Annotated in this window: 20 protein-coding genes and 1 tRNA gene; 16 read left to right on the top strand and 5 right to left on the bottom strand. The window is 62.4% G+C overall.

The window, feature by feature from the left end; translation table 11 throughout:
• Positions 1-219 precede the first annotated feature (219 nt).
• From ACPWR9_RS06725 to ACPWR9_RS06740, 4 genes are all read left to right on the top strand, one after another.
• Positions 220-765: a hypothetical protein gene (locus ACPWR9_RS06725; RefSeq protein ID WP_426297895.1), complete on the top strand. Its 546-nt coding sequence runs from the start codon at positions 220-222 to the stop codon at positions 763-765.
• Positions 766-1,273: 508 nt separating this feature from the next.
• Complete coding sequence (locus ACPWR9_RS06730) at positions 1,274-2,455, top strand: porin (protein WP_426297893.1); 1,182 nt, start codon at positions 1,274-1,276, stop codon at positions 2,453-2,455.
• 528 nt (positions 2,456-2,983) lie between these two features.
• Positions 2,984-3,196 (top strand): 30S ribosomal protein S21, encoded by a 213-nt coding sequence (gene rpsU / locus ACPWR9_RS06735; RefSeq protein ID WP_010806331.1) that lies wholly within the window; start codon positions 2,984-2,986, stop codon positions 3,194-3,196.
• A 174-nt stretch (positions 3,197-3,370) separates the two neighbouring features.
• The gene (locus tag ACPWR9_RS06740; protein ID WP_426297891.1) at positions 3,371-3,844 is read left to right on the top strand and encodes a WbuC family cupin fold metalloprotein; all 474 of its coding nucleotides are present in this window, start codon (positions 3,371-3,373) and stop codon (positions 3,842-3,844) included.
• 55 nt (positions 3,845-3,899) lie between these two features.
• On the opposite strand, the gene ACPWR9_RS06745 is transcribed toward ACPWR9_RS06740, so the two are convergent.
• Positions 3,900-4,844: a hypothetical protein gene (locus ACPWR9_RS06745; protein ID WP_426297889.1), complete on the bottom strand. Its 945-nt coding sequence runs from the start codon at positions 4,842-4,844 to the stop codon at positions 3,900-3,902.
• A gap of 704 nt (positions 4,845-5,548) precedes the next feature.
• On the opposite strand from ACPWR9_RS06745, the gene ACPWR9_RS06750 reads away from it, so the two are divergent.
• The gene (locus ACPWR9_RS06750; RefSeq protein ID WP_426297887.1) at positions 5,549-5,923 is read left to right on the top strand and encodes a hypothetical protein; all 375 of its coding nucleotides are present in this window, start codon (positions 5,549-5,551) and stop codon (positions 5,921-5,923) included.
• A 65-nt stretch (positions 5,924-5,988) separates the two neighbouring features.
• Here the strand turns inward: ACPWR9_RS06750 and ACPWR9_RS06755 are convergent, their stop codons facing one another.
• The 4 genes from ACPWR9_RS06755 to ACPWR9_RS06770 all read right to left on the bottom strand — a co-directional run bounded on the left by ACPWR9_RS06755 (position 5,989) and on the right by ACPWR9_RS06770 (position 9,547).
• A complete protein-coding gene (locus tag ACPWR9_RS06755) occupies positions 5,989-7,905 on the bottom strand; it encodes an acyltransferase family protein (protein ID WP_426297885.1) in 1,917 nt (638 codons plus the stop codon).
• A gap of 236 nt (positions 7,906-8,141) precedes the next feature.
• A tRNA-Arg gene (locus tag ACPWR9_RS06760) sits at positions 8,142-8,216 on the bottom strand.
• A gap of 88 nt (positions 8,217-8,304) precedes the next feature.
• Positions 8,305-8,886: an HD domain-containing protein gene (locus tag ACPWR9_RS06765; RefSeq protein ID WP_426297883.1), complete on the bottom strand. Its 582-nt coding sequence runs from the start codon at positions 8,884-8,886 to the stop codon at positions 8,305-8,307.
• A gap of 100 nt (positions 8,887-8,986) precedes the next feature.
• The gene (locus ACPWR9_RS06770; protein ID WP_426297881.1) at positions 8,987-9,547 is read right to left on the bottom strand and encodes a helix-turn-helix domain-containing protein; all 561 of its coding nucleotides are present in this window, start codon (positions 9,545-9,547) and stop codon (positions 8,987-8,989) included.
• A 411-nt stretch (positions 9,548-9,958) separates the two neighbouring features.
• Between ACPWR9_RS06770 and ACPWR9_RS06775 the strand changes: the two genes are divergently transcribed.
• The 11 genes from ACPWR9_RS06775 (at position 9,959) to ACPWR9_RS06825 (ending at position 22,453) form a co-directional block, all read left to right on the top strand.
• Entirely contained in the window at positions 9,959-11,125 is a 1,167-nt protein-coding gene (locus ACPWR9_RS06775; RefSeq protein ID WP_426297879.1) for a porin, read from the top strand.
• 189 nt (positions 11,126-11,314) lie between these two features.
• Positions 11,315-12,112: a GntR family transcriptional regulator gene (locus tag ACPWR9_RS06780; protein WP_426297877.1), complete on the top strand. Its 798-nt coding sequence runs from the start codon at positions 11,315-11,317 to the stop codon at positions 12,110-12,112.
• A 47-nt stretch (positions 12,113-12,159) separates the two neighbouring features.
• Positions 12,160-13,371 carry an ABC transporter substrate-binding protein gene (locus ACPWR9_RS06785; RefSeq protein WP_426297875.1) on the top strand — a complete coding sequence of 404 codons (1,212 nt, stop codon included), beginning with the start codon at positions 12,160-12,162 and terminating at the stop codon, positions 13,369-13,371.
• Between the two features lie 4 nt (positions 13,372-13,375).
• Positions 13,376-14,248 (top strand): branched-chain amino acid ABC transporter permease, encoded by an 873-nt coding sequence (locus ACPWR9_RS06790; protein ID WP_426297873.1) that lies wholly within the window; start codon positions 13,376-13,378, stop codon positions 14,246-14,248.
• 30 nt (positions 14,249-14,278) lie between these two features.
• The gene (locus ACPWR9_RS06795) at positions 14,279-15,319 is read left to right on the top strand and encodes a branched-chain amino acid ABC transporter permease (RefSeq protein ID WP_426297871.1); all 1,041 of its coding nucleotides are present in this window, start codon (positions 14,279-14,281) and stop codon (positions 15,317-15,319) included.
• Positions 15,312-16,079: an ABC transporter ATP-binding protein gene (locus ACPWR9_RS06800; RefSeq protein WP_426297869.1), complete on the top strand. Its 768-nt coding sequence runs from the start codon at positions 15,312-15,314 to the stop codon at positions 16,077-16,079. The genes ACPWR9_RS06795 and ACPWR9_RS06800 overlap by 8 nt, the downstream gene beginning before the upstream one ends.
• On the top strand, positions 16,076-16,786 hold the full coding sequence (locus ACPWR9_RS06805; protein ID WP_426297867.1) for an ABC transporter ATP-binding protein: 711 nt from the start codon (positions 16,076-16,078) through the stop codon (positions 16,784-16,786). Before ACPWR9_RS06800 ends, ACPWR9_RS06805 begins: the two co-directional genes overlap by 4 nt.
• Before the next feature lie 10 nt (positions 16,787-16,796).
• Entirely contained in the window at positions 16,797-18,059 is a 1,263-nt protein-coding gene (locus ACPWR9_RS06810; protein WP_426297865.1) for a 3-isopropylmalate dehydratase large subunit, read from the top strand.
• Between the two features lie 58 nt (positions 18,060-18,117).
• Positions 18,118-18,666, top strand: a complete 549-nt coding sequence (locus ACPWR9_RS06815) for a 3-isopropylmalate dehydratase (protein WP_426297863.1) — start codon at positions 18,118-18,120, stop codon at positions 18,664-18,666.
• Positions 18,660-20,387, top strand: coding sequence for a hydantoinase B/oxoprolinase family protein (locus ACPWR9_RS06820; protein WP_426297861.1), 1,728 nt, complete (start codon positions 18,660-18,662; stop codon positions 20,385-20,387). The genes ACPWR9_RS06815 and ACPWR9_RS06820 overlap by 7 nt, the downstream gene beginning before the upstream one ends.
• Complete coding sequence (locus tag ACPWR9_RS06825) at positions 20,384-22,453, top strand: hydantoinase/oxoprolinase family protein (protein WP_426297859.1); 2,070 nt, start codon at positions 20,384-20,386, stop codon at positions 22,451-22,453. The genes ACPWR9_RS06820 and ACPWR9_RS06825 overlap by 4 nt, the downstream gene beginning before the upstream one ends.
• Positions 22,454-22,475: the final 22 nt, after the last annotated feature.

The following is a 22,475-nucleotide window of genomic DNA, read 5'->3' on the forward strand; positions in this document are numbered from 1 at the left end:
TGCTGTATTAGCAGTTTGCGAGACGCCCCTTTCGGGGCGTTTTTCGTTTCCGCGTGTCCTACCTGTAGTGTCCCCGCTTTTCTCACTGAAGCTTTGCTCGGCAGCGTCCCCGCTATCAGGCCGTTTTCGGCGTGATACGATCCTTGCATCCACGTGAACGTAGTCGTGGCATTTATCCGATCCGGGCTCGCCGTCAGGCGAACACATCAGGAGGCCAGTATGTCTGCCGAGCAGAAGACGTCGCATCGCGGGTTCACCATCATCACCGTTCTCGAGCGGCTCTCAAAAGGCCGTGCACGACTGTCCGCCAAAGTACTGGCGCATGACGAAGGCCACAAGCAGCGCCTCGGCGGCAAAAAACTCCTGCAAGCCAAGCGCTGGTTCGATCACTTCGCCGACGATCTCGCAGAACCCGTCATTGCAGGCCTCAAGCACACCATCGATCTTGAACTCGCCGCCGCTGCGCGCAACGCCGCCGCTAAGGCAAAGGTCGTGTCCGCTGCTGCCAAGTCGGCCAAATCGGATAAGGCGCCGAAGGCCGTAAAGCCAGCGAAACCCGCGAAGCCCGCGAAGCCCGCCAAGGCCGCCAAGGCCGCGAAAGCGCCCAAAGCGCCCAAGGCCATCAAGCCGGTGAAACCCTCGACGCCCTCGACACCCGACAAGCCGGCCAAGTTGCGCAAAGTCGTCAAGCCGGCAAAACAGGCGCCCGTAGGTACGGCTGCCGCAAAGCCGCTGAAAACGGCATCGACGAGCGGCGCGGCCTGAGTCATCGGCTGGGTCCCGCCGTCGAAGTTGGGGCGTGTAACGCGAAAGTTGCGCGTCAGCCTCTCGCAATTTCAGCTGAAATTCCCGCTGAAAAATACACGGCGCGCGCCATATCGGCGACGCGCCGTTTTCTTTTTTTCGGCCCGCTTCAATGCGCCGTGCAGATACGGTCAACGTCGTCTCGCGACGTGTCATGCGGCTGATCGAATAGCCGATATCACGCTCACCGAAGCAATGCGAATGGGCTCGCATATGTTGCAAATTACGAGTGTTGCAATCGCACCACTTGCGTGCGAAGCGGCCCTTTCTCGTGTCAGAATGCACCCGCTTGCGAATGACCGGCGGTGCTTTTCCCTCATAAGGAAAGCACCGCAAGTCATTTGGTGAGTACTCCATTGCATATGCGGTTGCAGCAATCCGTGTCACGGGGCACGTGGCAACCGGCAGTGACAGGAGATATCCGCACAGCGGACAAGAATTCTAAAAATCATTATCAAAGAGGATAAGAATGAAGCGCTTCCAACTTACGGCACTGGCCCTCGCCAGCTTCGCAGTGGCCGCTCCGGCCATGGCCCAAAGCAACGTGACGCTCTACGGCGTGATCGACGCCGGTATCGGTTATGTGAACAACGTCGCCAGCGGCGTGGGTGCTAACGTCAAGGGCGCGCACAACATTCAAGCCGTGAGCGGCATCGGTCAGGGCAACCGTTGGGGCCTGAAGGGTTCGGAAGATCTGGGCGGCGGTCTGAAGGCAGTGTTCGTCTTGGAAAACGGCTTCAGCCTGACCAACGGTACGATGTCGCAAAACAGCCGCATGTTCGGCCGCCAAGCGTATGTCGGTCTGTCGAGCACGCAAGCCGGCACGGTCACGATCGGTCGCCAGTATGATTCCGTGGTCGATTTCGTGAGCCCGATCACGTCGGCCAAGCAGTGGGCCACGCAATACGGCGCCCACGTCGGCGACATCGACAACCTGTACAACTCGTTCCGCGTGAGCAACTCGGTCAAGTACACGAGCGTGAACTACAACGGGTTCTCGTTCGGTGCACTGTACGGCTTCAGCAACCAGCCGAACACCGGCGGCGGCACGGGCTTCTCGAACAACAGCGCATGGAGCCTGGGTGCTTCGTACGCTAACGGCCCGCTGACCGCGGCTGCCGCTTACATGCACCTGGCAGGTCCGGGCACGGTCAACGGCAACGGTGCCGTGAGCAACGACTATTCGAGCGCAACCGACATCTTCTACACGAGCACCGTCGCCAAGCACGACATCGCCGCTGCGGGTGTGTCGTACCAGATTCAGGCCGCGACCGTTGGCTTCGTGTACAGCTACGCCAAGGTCAACTACGTCAACCAATCGTCGATTCGCGTGAACACGTTCGAACTGAACGGCAAGTACCAGATCACGCCGAACCTGCTGGGCGGTCTGGCATTCGTGTACAGCGATGGCAGCGTGGGCGGTGCGACGGCACTGACCGGCATCACCAAGGGCACGAAGCCGCGTTGGTTCCAAGTCAATGCCGGTGGTGTGTACTCGCTCAGCAAGCGTACGGAAACGTACATCGCCGCCGTCTATCAACGCGCGACGGGCGATGCCATCGTGGCCGCGATCGACAACGTGGGTGGCCCGACGGGCACCGGCGCTCAGTCGCAGATCGCTGTTACCGCTGGCGTGCGCCACAAGTTCTAAGCATCACAGGCTGAGGCCGGTTTCGGCCTGAACGGAGAAGGCGGTTGCGACGAGGCGGTTTCGTGCCGTTTCGCCGCGTTTTTCCCGCCTATCACTGCCTAAATGGGCTCCGACGCCAGTCGCCGGAGCCCATTTGTATCGTGGGGCCGCAAAACGGGTGCAATTCACGCACTTTGTGTGTATAATCCCGACCTTGTCCAAAATTTGGGCATCGCGGGGAAACTGTACTCAGTGACGAACGAAGAGTGCGGTTTCGCCATCAGTCAACCCATTCAGCCAGTCTGGAAGGCGGGGTGTGCAGTTCGAGGCCAGCGCAGAGGCGCCGGCAGCGAATATGGACATCAAATGCCAATCGGGAGATCGCCGAGGAGGTGAGTCGCGGTCCCGCCAGATGTGGTGTAGTGCAGTCCGTGGCAAGTCCGTTCGTCGCGCCTGGCAGGAGGAATCTCCGGCAGGGCGGTGAAGGGTATCTTTGCGCGGTAGTTAATATTCCGGCTCTCTGAGCCGATTCACTATACGAGTTATTGCATGACCAAGATCGTTATCAAAGACGGTGAACCCGTTGAAGTCGCACTGCGTCGTTTCCGCCGCGCCATCGATGGCACGGGCCTGATCAAGGAAGTCAAGGCACGTGCGGCTTACGAAAAGCCGACGGCTGAGCGCAAGCGCAAGAAGGCTGCTGCCGTGGCCCGTCTGCGTAAGCGTCTGCGCAGCCAGACCCTGAAGAAGAAGATGTACTAAGCATGCCGTTGCGCCACTGTGGCGCAAAGGAATGCGAAGTTGAAGAAGCCCGCCGCAAGGCGGGTTTTTTTATGGGCGGCCCGATACCGCGGTTCGCGACGGCGGTTTGATACACTTTGCACCTCAGCGCCCTGCAACTTCTCAATAAGCGCGATATTTCCCCACGATTCCGATATGAAAACGTTGTCCACCGAAGCGCTCGATGCGCTGACCCAGCAAGCCGAGCAGTCGCCGCGTCTGCGTATGAATCAGAATCTGCACGAGGCGCTGGACGATCCGATTCAGCGCCTGGCGATCGCCATGGAGCCGGCCACCTATATTCGTCCGCATTTGCATCGCCATACGTGGGAGTTGCTTACCGCATTGCGTGGCCGCTTCGTTGTGTTGACGTTCGATGAAGCCGGTGTTGTCACTGAGCGCAAAGTACTCGGCGAAGATACGCTCGTTATCGAGTCGCCGATTAATGTGCATCACACAGTGCTGTCGCTTGACCCGGGCGCTGTGATTTTCGAAGCGAAACACGGCCCGTATCGGCCGTTTGTCGAAGCGGATTATGCGAACTGGTCCGCCCCGGCCGACACCCCGGAAGCCGCGGCATTCATGGCGTGGGTAAAGACCGCACAGGTCGGCGATCGCTGGGCGGCATAAGCGATATAGACGGCTTGGGGCGCACGGGCGACTTGGTTGGTCGGTGGACGTCGGTCTACCTCGACCAGCCTTGAAATTCGGCGGATAGCGAGTGCAACGCTTGTGCCGCCGCCTCGACGGCACCGCGCCAGTCGTTGCGTGCCGCCGCGCAGAATAAGCGCATTTGGGCATACCCGGCGACAGCCGGCTGCACAGTTGTGTCCACATGCCAAACCGGCACGCCCAGCCCGCCCGCGAGGTGGGTGCGGGCGATATCCAGCGAAATCACGAGATCGAGATTGTCGACGAGTGCGGCTTCGTCCGCGAGATCGTCGCAGTCGGCACGCCAATCCATCCAGTCGACGTGGGGGGGCGGTGTCGTGTCAGTGGGCATTGGATGATCGTGCGTGCCGAGCGGCACCCACGACACGCCGGGGACTGAGAGCAGCAGGCTCAGCGGGTTTAGCGGTGTGAGGTTCGATGCACCGGGCCAGGCAATCCCAACACAAAGTCCATGCTGTGCCGAAGCGGCCAGTCGGTCGCGCCAGTGCCGCGCGCACGTTGCTGCGACTCGCAGGTGCGCCATGCCGTCGTGGGCCGCCGCCGCGTGCGGGCCGAGTGCGCGTGCCAGCGCGCCGAGTGTGCAGCGTAGATCCCAGTCGGAGACGTCGCGCGGCATGCGAGAGAGGACTACCACGCGCTCGCCGAGCGACCATTCCACGAGTCGCCTCACGCTGGCAGGCCCCACGAACCCCACCTTGCCGAACCGCGATGCCGCCGTCTCCAAATGGCGCAACTGGCCCACGATGTCAGCCTCATGGGCGTTGGCGATCACGATCAGGTGCTGATGCAGCGTGTCACCGCCCCCTGTCCATGTCGGCAAGGGGCAATCGGGATAGGGGCTGAGCGCGGCGCCGACTTGTGCCCACGCGTGGGCGATAGCGTGAGTGTTGTCAGGGAGTGGGGTGTTCGCTGCCTTGGTCGGGCAGGTCGATGATGTGCGTGGCGAAGGCTTCGTCATGCGAATCCCGGCGTCGAGAATGGGCAATCCGGCGAAGGAACCGCGCCGAGGCACTTGATGGCGGGCGACGGCGGCAGCGTGACGCCTGCATAAAGCCTGGCAGGCACGTGAGAAATGATAGGGGAGCATGTGGAGTCGCATGACGACACGCCTTTGCCGAGGCGGCCGATTCGTTTGCCTGCGGGCAAAATATTTGCCGGGGCAGTCTGTAGGACGCTAAGACGAAACGATCGACGAAATCGCAGTGAGATGCGTAGGAGTGCATATCAACAAGGTCGAGCGAGCCATCGGCCGAGCTACCGATGGTGCGGTCCAACCCGTCGAAGTCCATACTGCTGGCGCTGCCTGCCAGCACATCGGAGATAGGTGGCAATCCTGTTAAAAATAGCGGGGATTACGAACGGATGAACGCGATTTTTCTTTTTGGATTAGGAAAAGATTAGGGGTAATCCATAGTTCAGCAATGCGACACCGTTGAGAACCAATACTGGTAAGGGTTTCGGGGTGTTGTGCCGGGGAACTCGTTGTTGCAATGCACACCATTTTGTTGCCATTCATGAATGCGCAACAGGGAATTTGTTAGGCTCTGCAAACGCTTGATTCGTAAGATAAGCAGGAAAAACGCGATTAATGAAGTGCTAACGAAAGCGCTCGAATGTCCCCCGGGGGAATTTTACGGATACGGAAATATGGAGCGCGTTACGATGGCACGACGAGCAAATGGCTTGATGGCAATGGCAGGTTTGGCTGGTGTTCTGATGATGGCATCGGGGACTGCGCAGGCCTATGCAGAGGGTGGAATTTGCAATGGCCGTGCGGCGATCATTACGGCATGGCGATGCACGGAGAACGGTCAGACGGGGACGTGTCTGTTGTGGGGAAGCGATAAGGCGAAGGCCGGGGCGTGGACCGATAAAAGCGCCTATGTGATCGAGGGCCCGGATCTCACGGCACGCCGTGTCAACTATCAGGAGGCCTGCCAGAACGGGCGTTGTTCGCGTCCCGAGTTGGCAGGGTGCTCGCAGCCCGTCGATGTCGGAAGCTCCAAAACGCGGGCGTATCGAACATTGGCCAACTAATTTCTGGTCGCTCGACAAGAATGGCACCTGAACTGTCCTGCTTTCGGCGCTGGCGTTGACGAGGACTACAGGATCTGAGCTTCGATCATCTTAGAAATATAGATCGCCCCTGGCGTCGTCAGGTGGCCGTAGTCCCACGTCATCAGCTCGGTTGGCGCCCCTGGCGTGTGGGTTAGGCATCCTCGCGCGTTGCACAGGCCACTCATCAACGGGATGAATGTAGCCCCCATCTCGGGGACTACTTTTGCGAGTGCGATGTCAGACTGAACGGTGCCTTCGACTAATTTCAGGTTCAGCCGCTCAGGAATTCGATGCGCAGGGTAGTCGGCTTCCCATCGGCGATAAACGAGCTTCGGCAGCGCGTCCGGCCATTCCGGTGCTGGTCCGATCACAACGACCTTCTTGATTCCCTGAGCATGGATCGCGGCGATGGTGTCTGCCATGTCCTTTCTCGCGGGCATGTTGTTTTCCCAGTCGATGGCGTAACGCCCCCAGGCGGCAAAAAGTACGACCGTGTCGATGTTCAGGTCGTGGAGCCGAGAAAGCACAAATTCGTTTCCGTACTTGCAGTTTGCGTACCCACCTCGATGCAGCACAGGGGGGCAACTGTCTCTCGATGTTTGCATGACGTTAACGCCGCGCTGAGCCAGCACCTTGGCTAAGCCTGGATATAGTCGGGCGGAATGCGAATCCCCCCAAAGCAGGAAATTCCGCTTGCCGTCGACGGGGGCGAAGCACTTAGAAGAGAAGGCATCGGGTGCCATCTTTTCACCGAGCCAGCAATCTGGGAATCGTGCGTCGACGGTGTATTCGTACTTGAAATCTGCGATTACCTGAATGGCCGCTGGGTATCGTGACGCCGCTCCGCCGTCGAGGTAAATGGCACTGCCGACTGCGCCAAGGACCGCCATGGCGCCCGCGAGTGGAATTGCAGTCGATATCTTTAGCCTCGACTTTTTTACGGGCAATTCGACGTACCGGTATGTAAGCCACGCCAGCAGAAAACTGGTGGCGACTAATAGGGTACGAAGGCGCCATGAGGGCGTGCCGGCTTCCATAATTCGAGCGAACGACAGCAGCGGCCAGTGCCAGAGATACATCGGGTAGCTGACGAGACCGATTCCGACCATCAGTCGATTGGAGAGGAGTCGGCGGTTCACCAGATTATCTGGGCCTGCCCAAATGATCATTGCGGCACCGACGGTCGGTAGGAGTGCCCACCAGCCTGGGAAGTGGCTGGTGTTGTTCAGCAGCGAGACGGCCGTGAGAATGAGTGCGACGCCGATGCCGGCTCCGAGAGATCCATATCGATCGGCCATCCATCCGCGCTCACCGCCTTGGCGTCTTGCGAGGGTGGCCAGTAACGCGCCGCAGGCCAATTCCCACGCGCGCGTGAGCGGGGAGTAAAACGCCTCGGTGGGATTCGTTCCTGTCGTCCAGATGCTCCATGCGAAGGACCCGCATAGAATCGCCACGAGCACAGCGACCAAGCGGGTGCGCTTGCCCCACATCGCGTAGAGGAGGATTGGCCACACGATGTAGAACTGCTCTTCGATCCCCAGCGACCACAGATGAAGTAACGGTTTGGTCTCGGCTGCCGCGTCGAAGTACCCAGACTCGTGCCACAGCATGAGGTTCGACGAGAAGGTCGCACCGCCTGCAATGTGTTTTCCGAGTTGCCCGTACTCACCTGGCAGAAGGCTGAACCAGCCAACAGCAAAGCAAGTTGCCAATACCAGTATCAATGCTGGGAAAATTCGGCGGACTCTACGGGAGTAGAAGTCCAAAATGCTGAATCGACGATTTTCGAGTTGCTCGGTCAGAATGCCGGTGATGAGATAGCCCGAAATGACGAAGAAGACGTCGACACCGACGAACCCTCCTGGAATTGCCGCGGGGAACGCATGGAAGGTGACAACAGAGAGAACCGCAAGTGCCCTCAGTCCGTCAATGTGACGAAGATAGGTATTTTCAGTTTTCATCGGTGGAGAAATCGGCAAGCGTCTTCAGGCTCGTCGAGCAGATGCCACTCGGCATTCGCGTGGCCTTGTCGGCCCTGTGGAACAAAGGGAGTGTTACAGGTCGAGTTCGGCGCCGATAACGATAGAGGCCGAGGGCTTGCATAGCGCATGCTACGAAATTGCTGCATCAGCGACGACCATGCGAGCGGTGATTTGACACACACTTTTCACCGCAAACGCTGAATGCCCCATCCGGCTGGTCCCCCCGACAGGAATCGAACCTGTATCTAGCGCTTAGGAGGCACTCGTTCTATCCATTGAACTACAGGGAGGGCGAGATACGGGTCTCGCGAGCGCAAGAGTATATCAAAAACCTATTTCACGGCGTTCACGGCGTGCGGTGCTCGGGATTTCGCCCGGTTATGCGTCGTTTTCCGCTTGCGCAGCCCGTGCCCGCGTCGCTTCATCGATCTGCGCTCGAATCGCACTGAACATCGGCGTCGCGTCCGTGTACCGCCTGCCATACGACAAGTTGAACCCATAGTCGAAGCCCGGCGGATTCTTGCCCTGCGTGTGTTGCAGCATCGTCTCGAGCTTATCGAGTGCCTTCACCGCACGGGCTTCCGGCGTTACGGCTTGCGCATACTCGTCCCACCAGCCGACGATCTGCTCGCGCATCTGCGCATCGAGCGGCTCGCATATCTTCAACAAATCGCGACGCTCGATCTCGTCTTTGCTGCCACCGGCCATCTGCGCCGGTGCCGGTACATCGCCACCCAGCGCTTCCCCCAGATCGTGGACCAGACACAGTGCCAATACCTTCGCACTGTCCACATCCCCCAACTGATCCATGAACACCAGCGCCATCAGACTCAGCCGCCAGCTGTGCTCCGCCGTACTTTCCTGACGTCCCGTAGCCGTATACCCACTGCGCAGCACATCCTTCAAGCGCTCGCACGTGCGCAGAAAATTGAGCCGGCCTTCGATTTGCTCAGGCGTCATGTCGGTCACCATTCGTTTAATGCCTTATCAGCCCAATAGCTTACGTCGTGCCATCAGCACGCTCCACGCATAAATTATGCGTAGCCCACGCTCAGGGACCTCATAGTGTCTCGACCAATCGCGCGACTGTGCCGTCGCCAAGCGTGATGCGCGTCCAACGACAACGGCTCGGCCGAATCGGCACCTCGGCCGAATCGTTGCTCCCCGTGTCGAATTCCATCGATGGCGCGCGCTGCTCATACCACCCGGCATCCCGCAACGACGCTTCACGCGCCACGATTGCCTCGGTCGCGTACGGCCACAACGACACGCCCATCAACATCGACAACGGCGACGAAAACTCCGCCGCACGCGATGCCGAACACGCGAGCAAACGATGCGTGTGATCGCACACGAGATGCACCGCACGCGAGTCGTGCGTCACCAAACGCTTCAACACATCATCGGCGGCCGAGTCGTGCTGGGCCGCGAACAGCGCTTCAATACGCACAAGCGCATCGCTCGTCACCGACAACGTACCCGCCTCCCAACGCGATATCGTCGATTGCGAAACGCCGAGCCACTCGGCCGCGTGCGCCTGCTTGATCCGGCGCAATACGCGCCACCGCCGCAACGTCGCGCCGGGTGTCGCCAGCGCAGGCTTGCAAACAGGATTCTCCATGGTGCTTCTCCTACAACACTGACCTCGGGAATTTCCCGATAGAACAACTGCCTGCGCCATTTGTTCCATTGACGCTACAAATTGGCGCTCCTAGAGTCGGGGCCATGATGACTCGACCCCACCCGCCCATGACAACGTCCGCCCTTCGGCGCGCGACGTATCGCGTTCTGCGCGAATAGGCCGCCGCTCCCCGACGCACGCCTCGCCTCGCGATCACCCATCGCATCTTCAAGCGAGCGCGCGTTTTTCCCACACCGCCCCTTGGCCGATCGACGTGCACTGACCGTGCACGACGCGGCGTCGTGCGCCCTGACGTTTGCCCATCACTCAGCGATTGCTGCTTTCGGTGACGGCTCACGCACGGCGTCGTGGGGCACTGTTTTCTTCAACAAAAGAAAGACGCCAAGCCTCATGACGCACATCACTCGCAAAACACCACGGCTCGCAAGTGCCGCACTCCTTCTCGCAGCCACGTCGGTACCGGCCTTCGCCCAATCGAGCGTCACGCTCTACGGGGTGATCGAAGCGGCCATCGTGTCACAAAATCACGCCAGCCCAACCGGCGGTCGTGTCGTCTCGGTCAATCAAGCCGGGGAGGGCTTTCTCTCGGCAAGCCGCTTCGGCCTGCAAGGTATCGAAGACCTCGGCGGGGGAACGAAGGCGCGCTTCGTCCTCGAAAACGGCTTCAACTCGCAAGCCGGTACGTTCGATCAACAAGGACAGCTATTCGGCCGTCAGGCGTTCGTCGCCTTGCAGGGCGTGTGGGGCGAAGTGGCACTGGGGCGTCAATACACCGGCGCCGTCGTCGCCATCTCGATGGTCGATCCGATCTTCATCGGTGCGCCACCCACGAACTCGTGGCTCGTGTATCTCACTGGGCAGCGCTTCAATAACGCCCTGACGTGGACGAAGAAGTTCGGCCCCTTCGGCATGAACCTGCAATACGCACTCGGCGGCATCGCGGGGCAGGCCTCGGCACGCTCGTCGGCATCGGGTGGGCTGTCGTGGGAGCAAGACGGTAACGTCTTCACCGGCCAGGTACAGCAAACGCACGACTCGCAAAGCCGTACAGCGAAAACGTGGTCGCTCGGCGCGAAGGTGAGCTACGGCCAGTGGAAATTCCATGCCGACTATCTGCAAAGCCAGCGTGAAGCAGGCTTCGATGTCACCAACGGCGGCCTCGACTACGCGTCGATTACCAACATGAGCACCGCCGCTACGCCGACAACCGTGGCAGCCATCGGCTCGGTGTTCTCGGCCGCGCGCCGCGATCAGTTCTTCACACTTGGCGCGAGCTATCTGCTCAACCCGTCATGGCAGTTCATCGTGGCGTACATGCAGGACAACACCAGCGCCGTGAACTTCAGCGGCAAACGCCAGACGGTCTACGGCGTCGTCGACTACTTCTTCTCGAAACGCACCGACGTGTACTTCGCCACGGCGTACGAGCGGGTCGACGGCGGCTGGTCTGGCCTCTTCGGCACGACAACGACCAATTGGACCGGCGGCAACGGCGTGAAGCTCAACGGCTACGACAACCAAATGAGCTACTACGTCGGCCTGCGTCATCGCTTCTGATCGCTTCCCAAAACGCATGCGGCGCAGCATCGAAAAATGCTGCGCCGCATGATGAAACCCCTTGCTGTGCCTGCGTTTGCGAGCCTTCGCGTAGAGATTGCGAAATAGCTTAGGTGTTTTCCCGATAGGACATTTTGTCTGTCCATTTGTTCTATTGACCGGACATTATGACACTTCCAGAATCGCCGCATGGATACCCCACTACCGCTTCCGAAGTACCACCAGATCTACCTCGTGCTGCGCGAGCAATTGCAGGAGGGGCGTTTCGACCGGGACGGTGTGCCGGGCGAACATCTGCTGGCCGATCAGTTCAGTGTCGCGCGCATCACGATTCGCAAGGCCATGGAAATGCTCGTGGCTGACGGACTCGTGGTCCGCCGACCGGGGTTAGGCACCTGGCCCTTGCACGCAGGGCAACGCACCGGCGGCGCCATGTCCGGCATCTCGCGCGAAAAGGCGCACCTCACGGGCCTGCTCGAGAACATCGTCAATATGGGCTTGCGCACGACGGTGTCGGTGCTGGAGTCGTCGCTCGTCGGCGCGAGCGACGCGGTGGCAGAAGCCCTCGCGCTCGCCCCCGGCGCACCGGTCTACAAGAGCATTCGTGTGCGTAGCACGCAAGCCGGCCCGCTCTCGTACATCACCACGCACGTGCCTGAAGGCATCGCGCAAATCAATCGCGAAGAACTCGAGCGCAAGCCGCTGCTCATGCTTCTCGAAGAAGCGGGTGTCGAGCTCGGCGGCGCGACGCAAACCATTTCCGCGCGTCTGGCCGATGCCGTCGTGGCGCGCCATCTCGATATTGCCGTCGGCTCCGCGTTGCTCGCGGTCACGCGCCTCGTGCGCGACGTTGCCGACCGCCCCGTGCAATTGCTGCAAGGCCTGTATCGCCCCGATCGCTACCAGTACCAGCTTCAGCTCTCGCGCGTCGGCGATATCGACGCCAAGGTCTGGGTCAGCGAAGAACTATCCGCTCAATTCCACTGATCCACCGCTTACCCCGCATACCACTAGCTAAGCCCGGAGAATCGTCAATGAGTTCGCGTCGCACGTTCCTGCGTCAGTCCACCGCCCTGGCTGCGCTCGCCGCCGCCACCACCGCGCCTTGGGCCGCGCGCGCCGCCGGCAAGCCCATCAAGATCGGCGTTCTGCACCCGGTCACCGGTGCGCTCGCCTATTCGGGCCAACAATGTCGCCTCGGCGCACTGCTCGCCATCGACGATATCAACGCAGCCGGTGGTATCAAGTCGCTCGGCGGTGCCCTCATCGAAGCCGTGCTCGGCGACGCGCAGTCGCGCCCTGAAGCAGGTTCGGCCGAAGTGGAAAAGATGAACGAAGCCGGTGTGTCGGCAATCGTCGGTGCTTACGCATCGGCGATCTGTCTGGCAACAACGCAAACCGCTGCGAAGTACGGTCTGCCGCACGTGGTGGACGTCGGCGTTGCCGATCAGATCGTCGAGCGCGGCCTGACGAATACCTTCCGTTTCGGCCCCGGCTATCGCATGTGCTCGATGCGCGCCGTGGACGACCTCGCCGCGCTCAACGATGCCGCCGGTAAGCCCGCCAAAACCGTGATGATCGTGCATGAAGAGTCGCTCTTCGGCACCGGCACGGCCGCCTTGCTGCAAAAGGAATTGCCGGCACGTGGCTTCGAAGTGAAAGAGGTCATCAAGCACGCCAACCCGACGCGCGACTTCAACAACATCGTGCTGCGCATGCGCTCGGTGAACCCGGATATCGTGATTCCGGCGAACTACTACAACGAGTACGCGCTGCTGTTGCGCGCAATGAAGCAACAGAAAATCCGCCCAAAGGCGATCTACTCGGTGCTGGGCGGTGCCGCGTCGAGCTACAAATTCCTAAAAGAGTTTCCGGACATCGCCGACGGCATCATCGATTGCAATCACTGGTTCAATCCGAAAGATGCGCGTGTGGCCGCGCTCAAGAAGCGCACGGAAGCCAAGGGCGCATTCTTCAGCTACGAAGTCTTCATGACGTACACCGCCATGATGCTGCTGGCCGACGCCATCGAGCACGCCAAGTCGGTCGATCGCGCGGCGATCACGGCGGCGCTCTCGGCCAGCACGTTCAAAGATCACCTGATGCCCTACGGCCCGACGAAGTTCGTGAACGGGCAGAACACGGGCGCGCAGCCGCTGCTCACGCAAGTCTCCGGCGGCGACATCAAGGTGATTCTGCCGGACAGCTACCGTCAGGTCGCGCCGGTCTTCCCGCTCAAGGCCTGACGCGATGCTCGACCCGGTCATTCTGCTCTCGGCCCTGCTCAACGGGCTGACGACCGGCGCGGTATATGCCCTCATCGCGCTCGGTCTCACGCTGGTCTACGGCGTGCTGCACATCATCAACTTCGCCCACGGCGCAGCGCTCATGGTGGCGCTGTACGCCGTCTGGCTGCTGCGCGAGAAGCTCGGCATCGACCCCTATGTAGCGCTGCCGTTCGTCACGCTCGGCATGTTTGCCCTCGGCTATGCGTTGCAGCGCCTGGTGATCGAACGGGCGAGCCACGGCAAGGACGAAAACATTCTGCTCGTCACGCTCGGCTTGGCCATCGTGCTGGAGAACCTCGCGCTCGTGTGGTTCAAGTCGGACACCCACACCATCGACACGCCGTACACGCTCGCCACCGTCGATATCGGTCCGGTCATGTTGGCGGTGCCGAAGCTGATTGCCTTCGGCGGTGCGCTGGCGACGGCGGCCATCTTGTTCTGGATCATGCGCGCCACCGACCTTGGCCGCGCGATTCGTGCGGTTGCGAAGGAGAAGCACGGCGCGAAGCTCATGGGCATCGACGTGGAGCGCGTGTACGCGGTGTCGTTCGGCATCGGCATGGCTTGCGTGGGCGCGGCGGCGTGCTTCCTGCTGCCGACGTACTACGTCAACCCGCAAGTCGGCGGCGGCTTCGTGCTGGTGGCATTCACGATCGTCGTGCTCGGCGGCATGGGGAGCTTTACCGGCGCACTCGTCGGCGGTTTGCTCATCGGTGTGGTCGAGTCGTTCGGCGGCTTGTGGCTGGGCGATTCGCTCGGCCAGATGGGCATCTTCGCCATTTTCATCATCGTCGTGCTGCTGCGTCCGCAGGGGCTGTTCGGTGCGCGCGCCTAAGGAGCCTCAAGACATGTGCAGGAGCAAACGATGAAGGATCTTCGGTTAATTGTGCTTTTCGGCGTAGCCGTCACGGGGCTGCTGATGACGTTGCAGTCGGGCGTGTGGCTGTCGTTTCTGATGATGACGCTCTACACCGTGCTGCTCTCGCAGTCGTGGAACATCCTCGGCGGCTTTGGCGGGCAACTGTCGTTCGGCCATGCATTGTTCTTCGGCGTTGGCGCGTACGCGCAGGCGATCGCGCAACTGCAATGGGGATGGAACCCGTGGCTGGCAATGCCGTTCGCGATTGCGATGGGCACGCTCGTCGCTGTGGTCGTGGGCGCTGTGACATTCCGCTACGGCCTCAAGGGCTCGTACTTCGCGCTGGTGACACTGGCATTCGCCGAAGTGTTTCGCATTCTTGCCGTCTCGCTGCCGTTCACCGGCGCAGGCGTCGGCTTGATGGTGCCGCTGCATCAAAGTACTGCGAATCTGCAATTTGCCTCGCCGCGCGGCTACGCATTCGTGCTGCTGACGTTCGTGATGGCGGCGCTGTTGGTGACGGCTTGGCTGCGTCATTCGCGCTTCGGCGCATGGTTGCAAGCCGTGCGTGATAACGAGAACGCCGCGCGTGCCGTCGGTGTTAATCCGCTGCGTGTGAAGCTCGGCGCCATTGCGTTGTCTGGGGCGTTCATGAGTGCGGCAGGGGTTTGCTATGTGCAAATGTTTCAGTACATCGACGCGGGCATCGCCTTCGGTTCGACCATCTCGGTCGAAGCGCTGGTGGGCGTGATCGTCGGTGGTCTGGGCACGTTGTGGGGGCCGGTGCTCGGCGCGGCTGCGCTGTACACGCTCGGCGAGCTCACGCGCAATTTGTTCGGCGAGCTGCCGGGTTTGTCGATGGTGATCTACGGCGCAGTGCTGATTTTGATCGTGATGTTCCTGCCGCGCGGCATTACCGGTGCGGGCGCTTCAGTGCGCCGTGCGCTGGGCATGGGCAAAGAGGGCAACGGCAAGTTGCCAGCGGACGGTACGCTCCGCGCGAGCGACGCCAGTGTTGCGGCAAGTGAGGAGAAGGCCCGTGTCTGACGCCTTGTTGAAAGCCGATGGTCTGTCCATCACGTTCGGTGGCCTGAAGGCCGTGCAGGACGTCAGTCTGAGCATTCGACCGGGCACGCTGACGGCACTCGTAGGCCCGAACGGTGCCGGTAAGACGACGTTGTTCGGTTTGCTCTCGGGGTTCCTGACGCCGACGGCGGGTCGCGTGGAGTTTCAAGGGCGCGACATCACCGGGCAGGCACCGTTCGTGACGGCGCGTCAGGGGCTGACGCGCACGTTCCAGATCGTGCAGCCGTTCGGCGCGCAAACCGTGCGCGAGAACATCGCCGTGGGCGCGCATCTCCATCAGGGCAATCGCCGCGCTGCGTTGCGCGAAGCCGAGGAAATCGCGGTACGTACGAATCTGCAAGCGCAGTTGGATAAACCGGCGGCTGACCTGACCGTCTGCGGTCGCAAGCGACTGGAGCTTGCGCGTGCACTGGCAACCCGCCCGCGCTTGCTGTTGCTCGACGAAGTGCTTGCCGGACTGAACCCGAGCGAGATCGACGAAATGATTCCCGTGGTGCGCGAAATTGCCGCTAGCGGTGTGACGGTGCTGATGATCGAGCACGTGATGCGCGCCGTGATGAGTCTGGCCGAACACGTGTGGGTGCTGGCACAGGGCAAGTTGATCGCAGCGGGCACGCCGCAGGAAGTGACGTCCGACCCGGCCGTGGTGGAAGCTTATCTGGGGCACGGTACGGCGGCTCGCCTCGCTGCACAGGCCGCACAGGCAGGAGGTGCGCGATGAGCCATCTGCTCGAAGTCGAAGGTCTGCGCACCGGCTATGGCCGCGTGGAGGTGCTGCGCGGCGTCGACCTGACGGTCGGCGAGGGGGAAATCGTGGTGCTGCTCGGCAGCAACGGCGCGGGCAAGTCCACGCTGAACAACACGCTCTCGGGCATCAATCCGGTCTGGGCGGGGCGCGTGCGCTTCGACGGTCACGACCTGACCGGTCGCCACTATCGCGAGGTGGTCAAGGCCGGGCTGATTCAGGTGCCCGAAGGTCGCCGCATTTTCCCGAACCTGAGCGTGCGCGAAAACCTGGCGCTCGGCGCGTTTGCTCGCGGTCGCGCAGATCGCGAGCGCAGTCTGGAACGCATGCTCGACCTGTTCCCACGTCTTCGCGAGCGCATCGCACAGCCTGCCGGAACGATGTCCGGCGGCGAACAGCAAATGCTCGCCATCGGGCGCGGGCTGATGGCCGAGCCGCGACTGCTGATTCTCGACGAGCCGTCGCTGGGCCTCTCGCCGCTCATGGTCGAAGAGTTGTTCGCGCTGATCGCACGTTTGCAACGCGACGGCCTGTCGATCCTGCTCGTCGAGCAGAACGTCGGTCAGTCGCTGGAAACCGGACAGCGTGGCTACGTGCTGGAGAACGGCGCGATCCGTCACAGCGGCACGTGCGCGCAATTGCTCGCGAGCAGCGAGCTCCGCCGTGCTTATCTCGGAATGTAAGGGACTTACCGTGGCGCAAACTCTGACGCAAAAGCTGCTGGCCGCCGCCTGCGGGCGGGCCGAGGTCGCAGTGGGCGAGATCGTGACCTGCCGGGTCGATCTCGCGATGTTTCACGATTCCAGTGGCCCGCGCCGTCTGCAACCGATGCTCGAATCGCTCGGCGCGCAACTGTGGGACAAGTCGAAGGTCGTGCTGGTGATCGACCACTACGTGCCGGAATCGGACGACGAATCGCGCCGCATCGTGCGCATCGCCCGCGACTGGGCACACGCGCAGGCGCTGCCCAACGTGTACGACTCGGTCGGCATTTGTCACGTGGTCGTGCCCGAACACGGACACCTTCGCCCGGGCATGTTCTGCGTGGGCGGCGATTCGCACTCGCCGACCGGCGGTGCGTTCGGTGCCTACATGTTCGGTATCGGCAGCACGGAAATGCTGGGCGTGGCGGTATCTGGCGAAATCTGGGTGAAGGTGCCCTCGACGATCCAGATGCGTTGGGACGGGCGTTTGGTCGACGGCGTGACGGCCAAAGACATGATGCTGCATATGATCGGCCGCTTCGGTATGAACGGCGGCCGCTATCAGGCCATCGAATTCTGCGGCGAAGCCGTGCGTGCGCTGTCGATGCAAGAGCGCATGACGCTCTCGAACATGAGCGCCGAACTGGGTTCGCAAGTGGGCCTCGTCGCGCCGGATGCGACAACCGTCGACTACTTACGCTCGGTCGGTGTCACCGATGCCATCGACGTCGCGCGCTGGCAGAGCGATGCCGATGCTGCGGCCGAAGTGCATACGTTCGACGCCAGTACGCTCGCGCCGCAAGTCGCCGCGCCCCACAGCCCGGCCAATACGCGCTCGATCGATGCCTTTGCCGATATCCCCGTCGACGTGGCGTACCTAGGCGCATGCACGGGCGCGAAGCTCGAAGACTTGCGGGCTGCGGCGCGTGTGCTCAAGGGCCGTCATGTGGCCGATGGCATGCGCTTCGTCGTCGCACCGGCCTCGGCACGCGATCAGGCACAGGCCGCGCGCGAGGGCGTGATGGACGTGTTGGTCGCCGCTGGCGCACAGGTGCTCGCCAACACCTGCGGCGCTTGCGCTGGCTATGGCGGCTCGATCCCCGAGGGCGCCACTGTGATGTCGAGCACCGCGCGCAACTTCAAGGGGCGCATGGGCGCGGAGACCGCACAGGTGTACCTCGGTTCGCCCTATGCGGTGGCCGCTGCCGCGCTCACGGGCCGCATTGCCGATCCGCGCGATGTCCTCGCCTGAACTCGCGCCTGAATCCGCGCTTGGACCCGCGCCTGAACCCGATTCCTCAACCCCACTCATGACATTGCCAACGTCTTCTTCCGACGCACTTGCCACCGTCCATCGCACGTGGGTGGTGGGCGCAGACATCGACACCGACGCGCTCGCGCCGGGCGCCTATATGAAATTCGGCATCGACGAGATCGCGCGCCATTGCCTGCATCGCGTGCGCCCCGAGTTCGCCGCGCAAGTCCAGCCGGGCGACGTGCTCGTGGCCGGGCCGAACTTCGGCATCGGCTCGTCGCGCGAACAGGCCGCCGCCGCGCTCGTGCATCTGGGCGTGCGCGCCGTGATCGCGCCGTCGTTCAACGGCCTCTATTTCCGCAACGCCTTCAATGTGGGGCTGTTGCTGCTTACCTGCGCCGACGCGCAGTGCATCGCCGAGGGCGAAACCCTGCGGCTGGCACCACGCGACGGTTTTATCGAACGCGCCGACGGCAGCCGTCTCGCTTGCGAGAACGTGCCCGGCTTCCTGCTCGACATGGTCGACGCGGGTGGCCTGCTCAATCTGCTCAAGCAGCGCAGTTCGACATCTCACGCGACACCTAACGGAGCTTCTTCATGCTAGATCCCGTCACCCTGGCGGTCCTCAAGGGCCGACTGGAGCAGATCGCCGACGAAATGGACGCGACGCTCTACCGCAGCGCCTTCAACCCGATCATTGCCGAGGCACACGACGCCTGCCACGGCATCTACGACGCTGCCACCGGCGCCACGCTCGTGCAAGGCAAGTCGGGCCTGCCGGTCTTCGTCGGCGCGATGGCCTTCGCTGTGCAGGCCGCAGCCCGCGCGGCCGCCGAGCGCGGTGGCATGGTCGAGGGCGATGTGTGGCTCTTCAACGACCCGTACGAAGGCGGCACGCACGCTAACGACTTCAAGCTCGTGCGTCCGGTGTTCCGCAACGGCAAGCTGTATTGCTTCCTGGCATCTGCCGCGCATTGGCATGATGTGGGCGGCGCGGTGCCCGGCAACTACAACCCGGCAGCGACCGAGTGCTGGCAGGAGGCCGTGCAAATTCCGCCGGTGCGCATTATCCGGCGCGGCGAACTCGACGCCGACGTGCTGGCGATTCTCAAGGCCAACACGCGCTTGCCCGACAGCCTCTGGGGCGATCTGAACGGGCAGTTGGCGGCGCTCGAACTCGGCGGACGACGCCTTGCCGACCTGCTCGACGAGTACGGCGACGGCACGGTGCAAGACGCCTTGGCGCAATTGCGCGAGCGCGCCGTGAAACTGATGCGCACTCACGTGGCCGCACTGCCCGATGGCGAATACACCTATCGCGACACGCTCGACAACGACGGCGTGCGTGACGAACCGCTGACCATCGCGCTGCGCATGCGCGTCGCGGGCGACACGCTGACACTGGACTTCACCGGCACGTCACCGGCTTGCATGGGGCCTGTGAATATCTCGCGCGCCACCGCGATTGCGGCGTGCTACGTCGCGCTCAAGCATCTGTTCCCCGACGTCCCGGCCAATGCCGGTGTGCTCGATGCCGTGAAGTTCGAACTGCCGGAAGGGCTGCTGATCTCGGCGCAACGGCCGCGTCCGGTCGGTGGTTACACCGAAACCATTCTGCGCATGATCGATGTGATCTTCTGCGCGATGGCGCAAGCGGCCCCCGAGCGCGCGATGGCGCAGGCCTACGGCACGATCAACGCATTGTCGATTGCGGGGTATCGCACGGACGCTGCGCGCAAAGGCCAGCGCTGGGTGATGTTCAGCTTCTTCGGCGGCGGTCACGGCGGGCATAGCGACGGCGATGGTCTCTCGCACGGCAACGCGCCGATCTCGACCGCAACGATTCCGCCGGTCGAGATTCTGGAAGCCGCGTATCCGGTGCGGTTCACGCAATGGGCGCTGCGCCCCGATTCGGCGGGCGACGGTGAGCATCGCGGCGGGTTGGGCGCCATCTACGAAATCGAATTGCTGGAAGACAGCGCGGAAGCGTTCGTCTTCGGCGAGCGTGGGCGCTCGGCGCCGCAGGGCATCGCAGGCGGTGAAGCGTCGGTGCCGAACGTCTTCCAGTATCAGAACGAAGGTGAATGGCATACCCCGCCGATGGCGTCGAAGATGCTCGGCATCAAGCTCGCACGCGGTGAGCGCGTCCGCCTTGAAACACCGGGCGGCGGTGGCTACGGCGACCCGGCGCGACGCGACGCACAGGCACGTGCGCACGACAAGGCGATGGGGTACGTGACAAAAGCGGTGACGAAAGCGGTGACGAAAGCAGGTGAGGGCACGCAAGCTACCACCGGTAACGCAACGAAGGAGCAACAGGCATGAGCGCAGCAGCCAATTCGAACCCCTCGCTGGTCGTCGGTGTCGACGTCGGCGGGACGTTTACCGATCTGTTCGTGCTCGATGAAGCGGCTGGTGTGGCGCGCATCGTCAAAGTACCGTCCACGCGTGGCGAAGAAGCGCGCGGCTTCATGAACGGTATCGAGCGTGTCGAATCCGCCGGGCGCGGCGGTGCGGCAGCCATTGCCACCATCGTGCATGGCACGACCGTAGGGACCAATGCGCTGCTGGAGCGCAAGGTAGCGCGCACCGGCATCATCACGACGACCGGCTTTCGCGACGTACTGGAAATGCGCCGCCGCGACCGGCCCGCCACATGGGGACTGCGTGGCAATTTCGCGCCCATCGTGCCGCGCGATCTGCGTCTGGAAGTCGACGAGCGCGTGCTGGCGGACGGCTCGATTCATACCGAAGTCGATATTGCGCAAGTGGAGGCGGCAGCCCGCGCACTGCTCGTCGCCGACTGCGAGGCCGTGTGCGTGTTCTTCGTCAATGCCTACGCGAATCCGGTCAACGAGCAACGCGCGGTGGCTGCGGTGCGAGCGATTTGGCCAAACGGCAACGTGACGGCAGCGACGGAAGTGCTGCCTGAAATTCGAGAGTTTGAACGCTGCTCGACGGCGACCCTCAATGCATCGCTGCAACCGGTGGTCGGTGGCTATCTCACGCGTCTGGCGCGCGATTTACAGGCCCAAGGTTTCGACGGCGAACTGCTGGTCGTGCAGAGCAACGGCGGCATCATGTCGCGCGAGACGGCCAGCGACGTGCCCGTTCGCACTGCGCTCTCCGGCCCGGCCGCCGGGGTGATCGCTTGTGCCGCCATTGCACGCGCGGCAGGCTTTCCCAATGTGGTGACGGGGGATATGGGCGGCACGTCGTTTGATGTGTCGCTCGTGGCAGGTGGCGAGGCATCGCTCTCGGCACAAACGTCGATCGAATTCGGCATGGTCGTGCGCTCGCCGATGATTCAGATCGAGACGATTGGTGCGGGCGGCGGTTCGATTGCGTCGGTCGATGCAGGCGGTTTGCTTCAGGTCGGCCCGGAATCGGCAGGCAGCATTCCGGGGCCAGCCTGCTACGGGCGCGGCAATCTACGGCCTACGGTGACGGACGCCAATGTGTTGCTGGGCCGCATCGCTGCCGATCGTCCGCTGGGTGGTGGCTTGCTGGGCAAGCTCGACAGCGGCCTCTCGTCGCAGGCCATCGGTAAGCACGTAGCCGAGCCGCTAGGGCTCGATGTCTACGCGGCTGCCGAAGCCATTCTCACGGTCGCCAACGCGAAAATGGCCGGGGCGATTCGTCTGGTGTCGATCGAGCGCGGTCACGATCCGCGTCAGTTCGCGTACATGCCGTTCGGTGGCGGCGGGGCGCTGCACGTGTGCGCGATGATGCGCGAAGTCGGCACGACCACCGGCATCGTGCCGCGCTATCCGGGGGTGACCTCGGCGCTGGGTTGCGTGATTGCCGATATGCGTCACGACAGCGTGCAGACGCTGAATCAGCCGCTGGCGGCGCTCGATATGGACGATCTCGTGGCCCGCGTCGAAGCGTTGCAGGTCGCGTGTCAGCAACGACTCGACTCGGCAGGCGTGCGCTTTGAAGCCGTGCGCGAAATCATCGAGCTCGACATGCTTTACGTCGGCCAGAGTCACACGGTGCGTGTGCCGGTGGCACGCGATGCGTTGCATCGTGCCGGCATCGCGCAAGCCTTCGAGACCGCGTATCGCGACGCCTTCGGCCGCGCGCTCGACGGGATTCCTGTGCGCATCATGAACCTGCGTTATGCGCGCATTGGCGTGCGTCCGAAGTTCGACCTCGGTGTGCTCGCGCCGCAAGCCGTCGAGATGCCGTCGTCGCTCGGCGCGCAGCGTGTTTATCACGCAGGCCAGTGGTGGGATGCCGCGCGCTTTGCGCGTCTCGATCTGCCGGTTGGTGCAAGCGTTGCCGGTCCGGCGATTCTCGAGCAGTCGGACACCACGATCTGGATTGAACCGGGCTTCTCGGGGCGTGTGGACGCGCTGGGCAACCTGCTTATCACGCGCGACGCGTGAGCGGGCGCATGCGAGTCATGGG

Source organism: Pandoraea pneumonica (genome assembly GCF_049918595.1).
GTDB classification, from domain to species: domain Bacteria; phylum Pseudomonadota; class Gammaproteobacteria; order Burkholderiales; family Burkholderiaceae; genus Pandoraea; species Pandoraea pneumonica_A.

Bases quoted from the DNA above. Each gene is read 5' to 3' on its own strand.
- ACPWR9_RS06825 (WP_426297859.1), top strand. From the start codon at position 20,384: ATGAGCGCAGCAGCCAATTCGAACCCCTCGCTGGTCGTCGGTGTCGAC.
- rpsU (WP_010806331.1), top strand. From the start codon at position 2,984: ATGACCAAGATCGTTATCAAAGACGGTGAACCCGTTGAAGTCGCACTG.
- ACPWR9_RS06815 (WP_426297863.1), top strand. From the start codon at position 18,118: ATGACATTGCCAACGTCTTCTTCCGACGCACTTGCCACCGTCCATCGC.
- ACPWR9_RS06770 (WP_426297881.1), bottom strand. From the start codon at position 9,547: ATGGAGAATCCTGTTTGCAAGCCTGCGCTGGCGACACCCGGCGCGACG.
- ACPWR9_RS06775 (WP_426297879.1), top strand. From the start codon at position 9,959: ATGACGCACATCACTCGCAAAACACCACGGCTCGCAAGTGCCGCACTC.
- ACPWR9_RS06750 (WP_426297887.1), top strand. From the start codon at position 5,549: ATGGCACGACGAGCAAATGGCTTGATGGCAATGGCAGGTTTGGCTGGT.
- ACPWR9_RS06805 (WP_426297867.1), top strand. From the start codon at position 16,076: ATGAGCCATCTGCTCGAAGTCGAAGGTCTGCGCACCGGCTATGGCCGC.
- ACPWR9_RS06820 (WP_426297861.1), top strand. From the start codon at position 18,660: ATGCTAGATCCCGTCACCCTGGCGGTCCTCAAGGGCCGACTGGAGCAG.
- ACPWR9_RS06780 (WP_426297877.1), top strand. From the start codon at position 11,315: ATGGATACCCCACTACCGCTTCCGAAGTACCACCAGATCTACCTCGTG.
- ACPWR9_RS06795 (WP_426297871.1), top strand. From the start codon at position 14,279: ATGAAGGATCTTCGGTTAATTGTGCTTTTCGGCGTAGCCGTCACGGGG.
- ACPWR9_RS06730 (WP_426297893.1), top strand. From the start codon at position 1,274: ATGAAGCGCTTCCAACTTACGGCACTGGCCCTCGCCAGCTTCGCAGTG.
- ACPWR9_RS06740 (WP_426297891.1), top strand. From the start codon at position 3,371: ATGAAAACGTTGTCCACCGAAGCGCTCGATGCGCTGACCCAGCAAGCC.
- ACPWR9_RS06725 (WP_426297895.1), top strand. From the start codon at position 220: ATGTCTGCCGAGCAGAAGACGTCGCATCGCGGGTTCACCATCATCACC.
- ACPWR9_RS06755 (WP_426297885.1), bottom strand. From the start codon at position 7,905: ATGAAAACTGAAAATACCTATCTTCGTCACATTGACGGACTGAGGGCA.
- ACPWR9_RS06785 (WP_426297875.1), top strand. From the start codon at position 12,160: ATGAGTTCGCGTCGCACGTTCCTGCGTCAGTCCACCGCCCTGGCTGCG.
- ACPWR9_RS06790 (WP_426297873.1), top strand. From the start codon at position 13,376: ATGCTCGACCCGGTCATTCTGCTCTCGGCCCTGCTCAACGGGCTGACG.
- ACPWR9_RS06745 (WP_426297889.1), bottom strand. From the start codon at position 4,844: ATGACGAAGCCTTCGCCACGCACATCATCGACCTGCCCGACCAAGGCA.
- ACPWR9_RS06765 (WP_426297883.1), bottom strand. From the start codon at position 8,886: ATGACGCCTGAGCAAATCGAAGGCCGGCTCAATTTTCTGCGCACGTGC.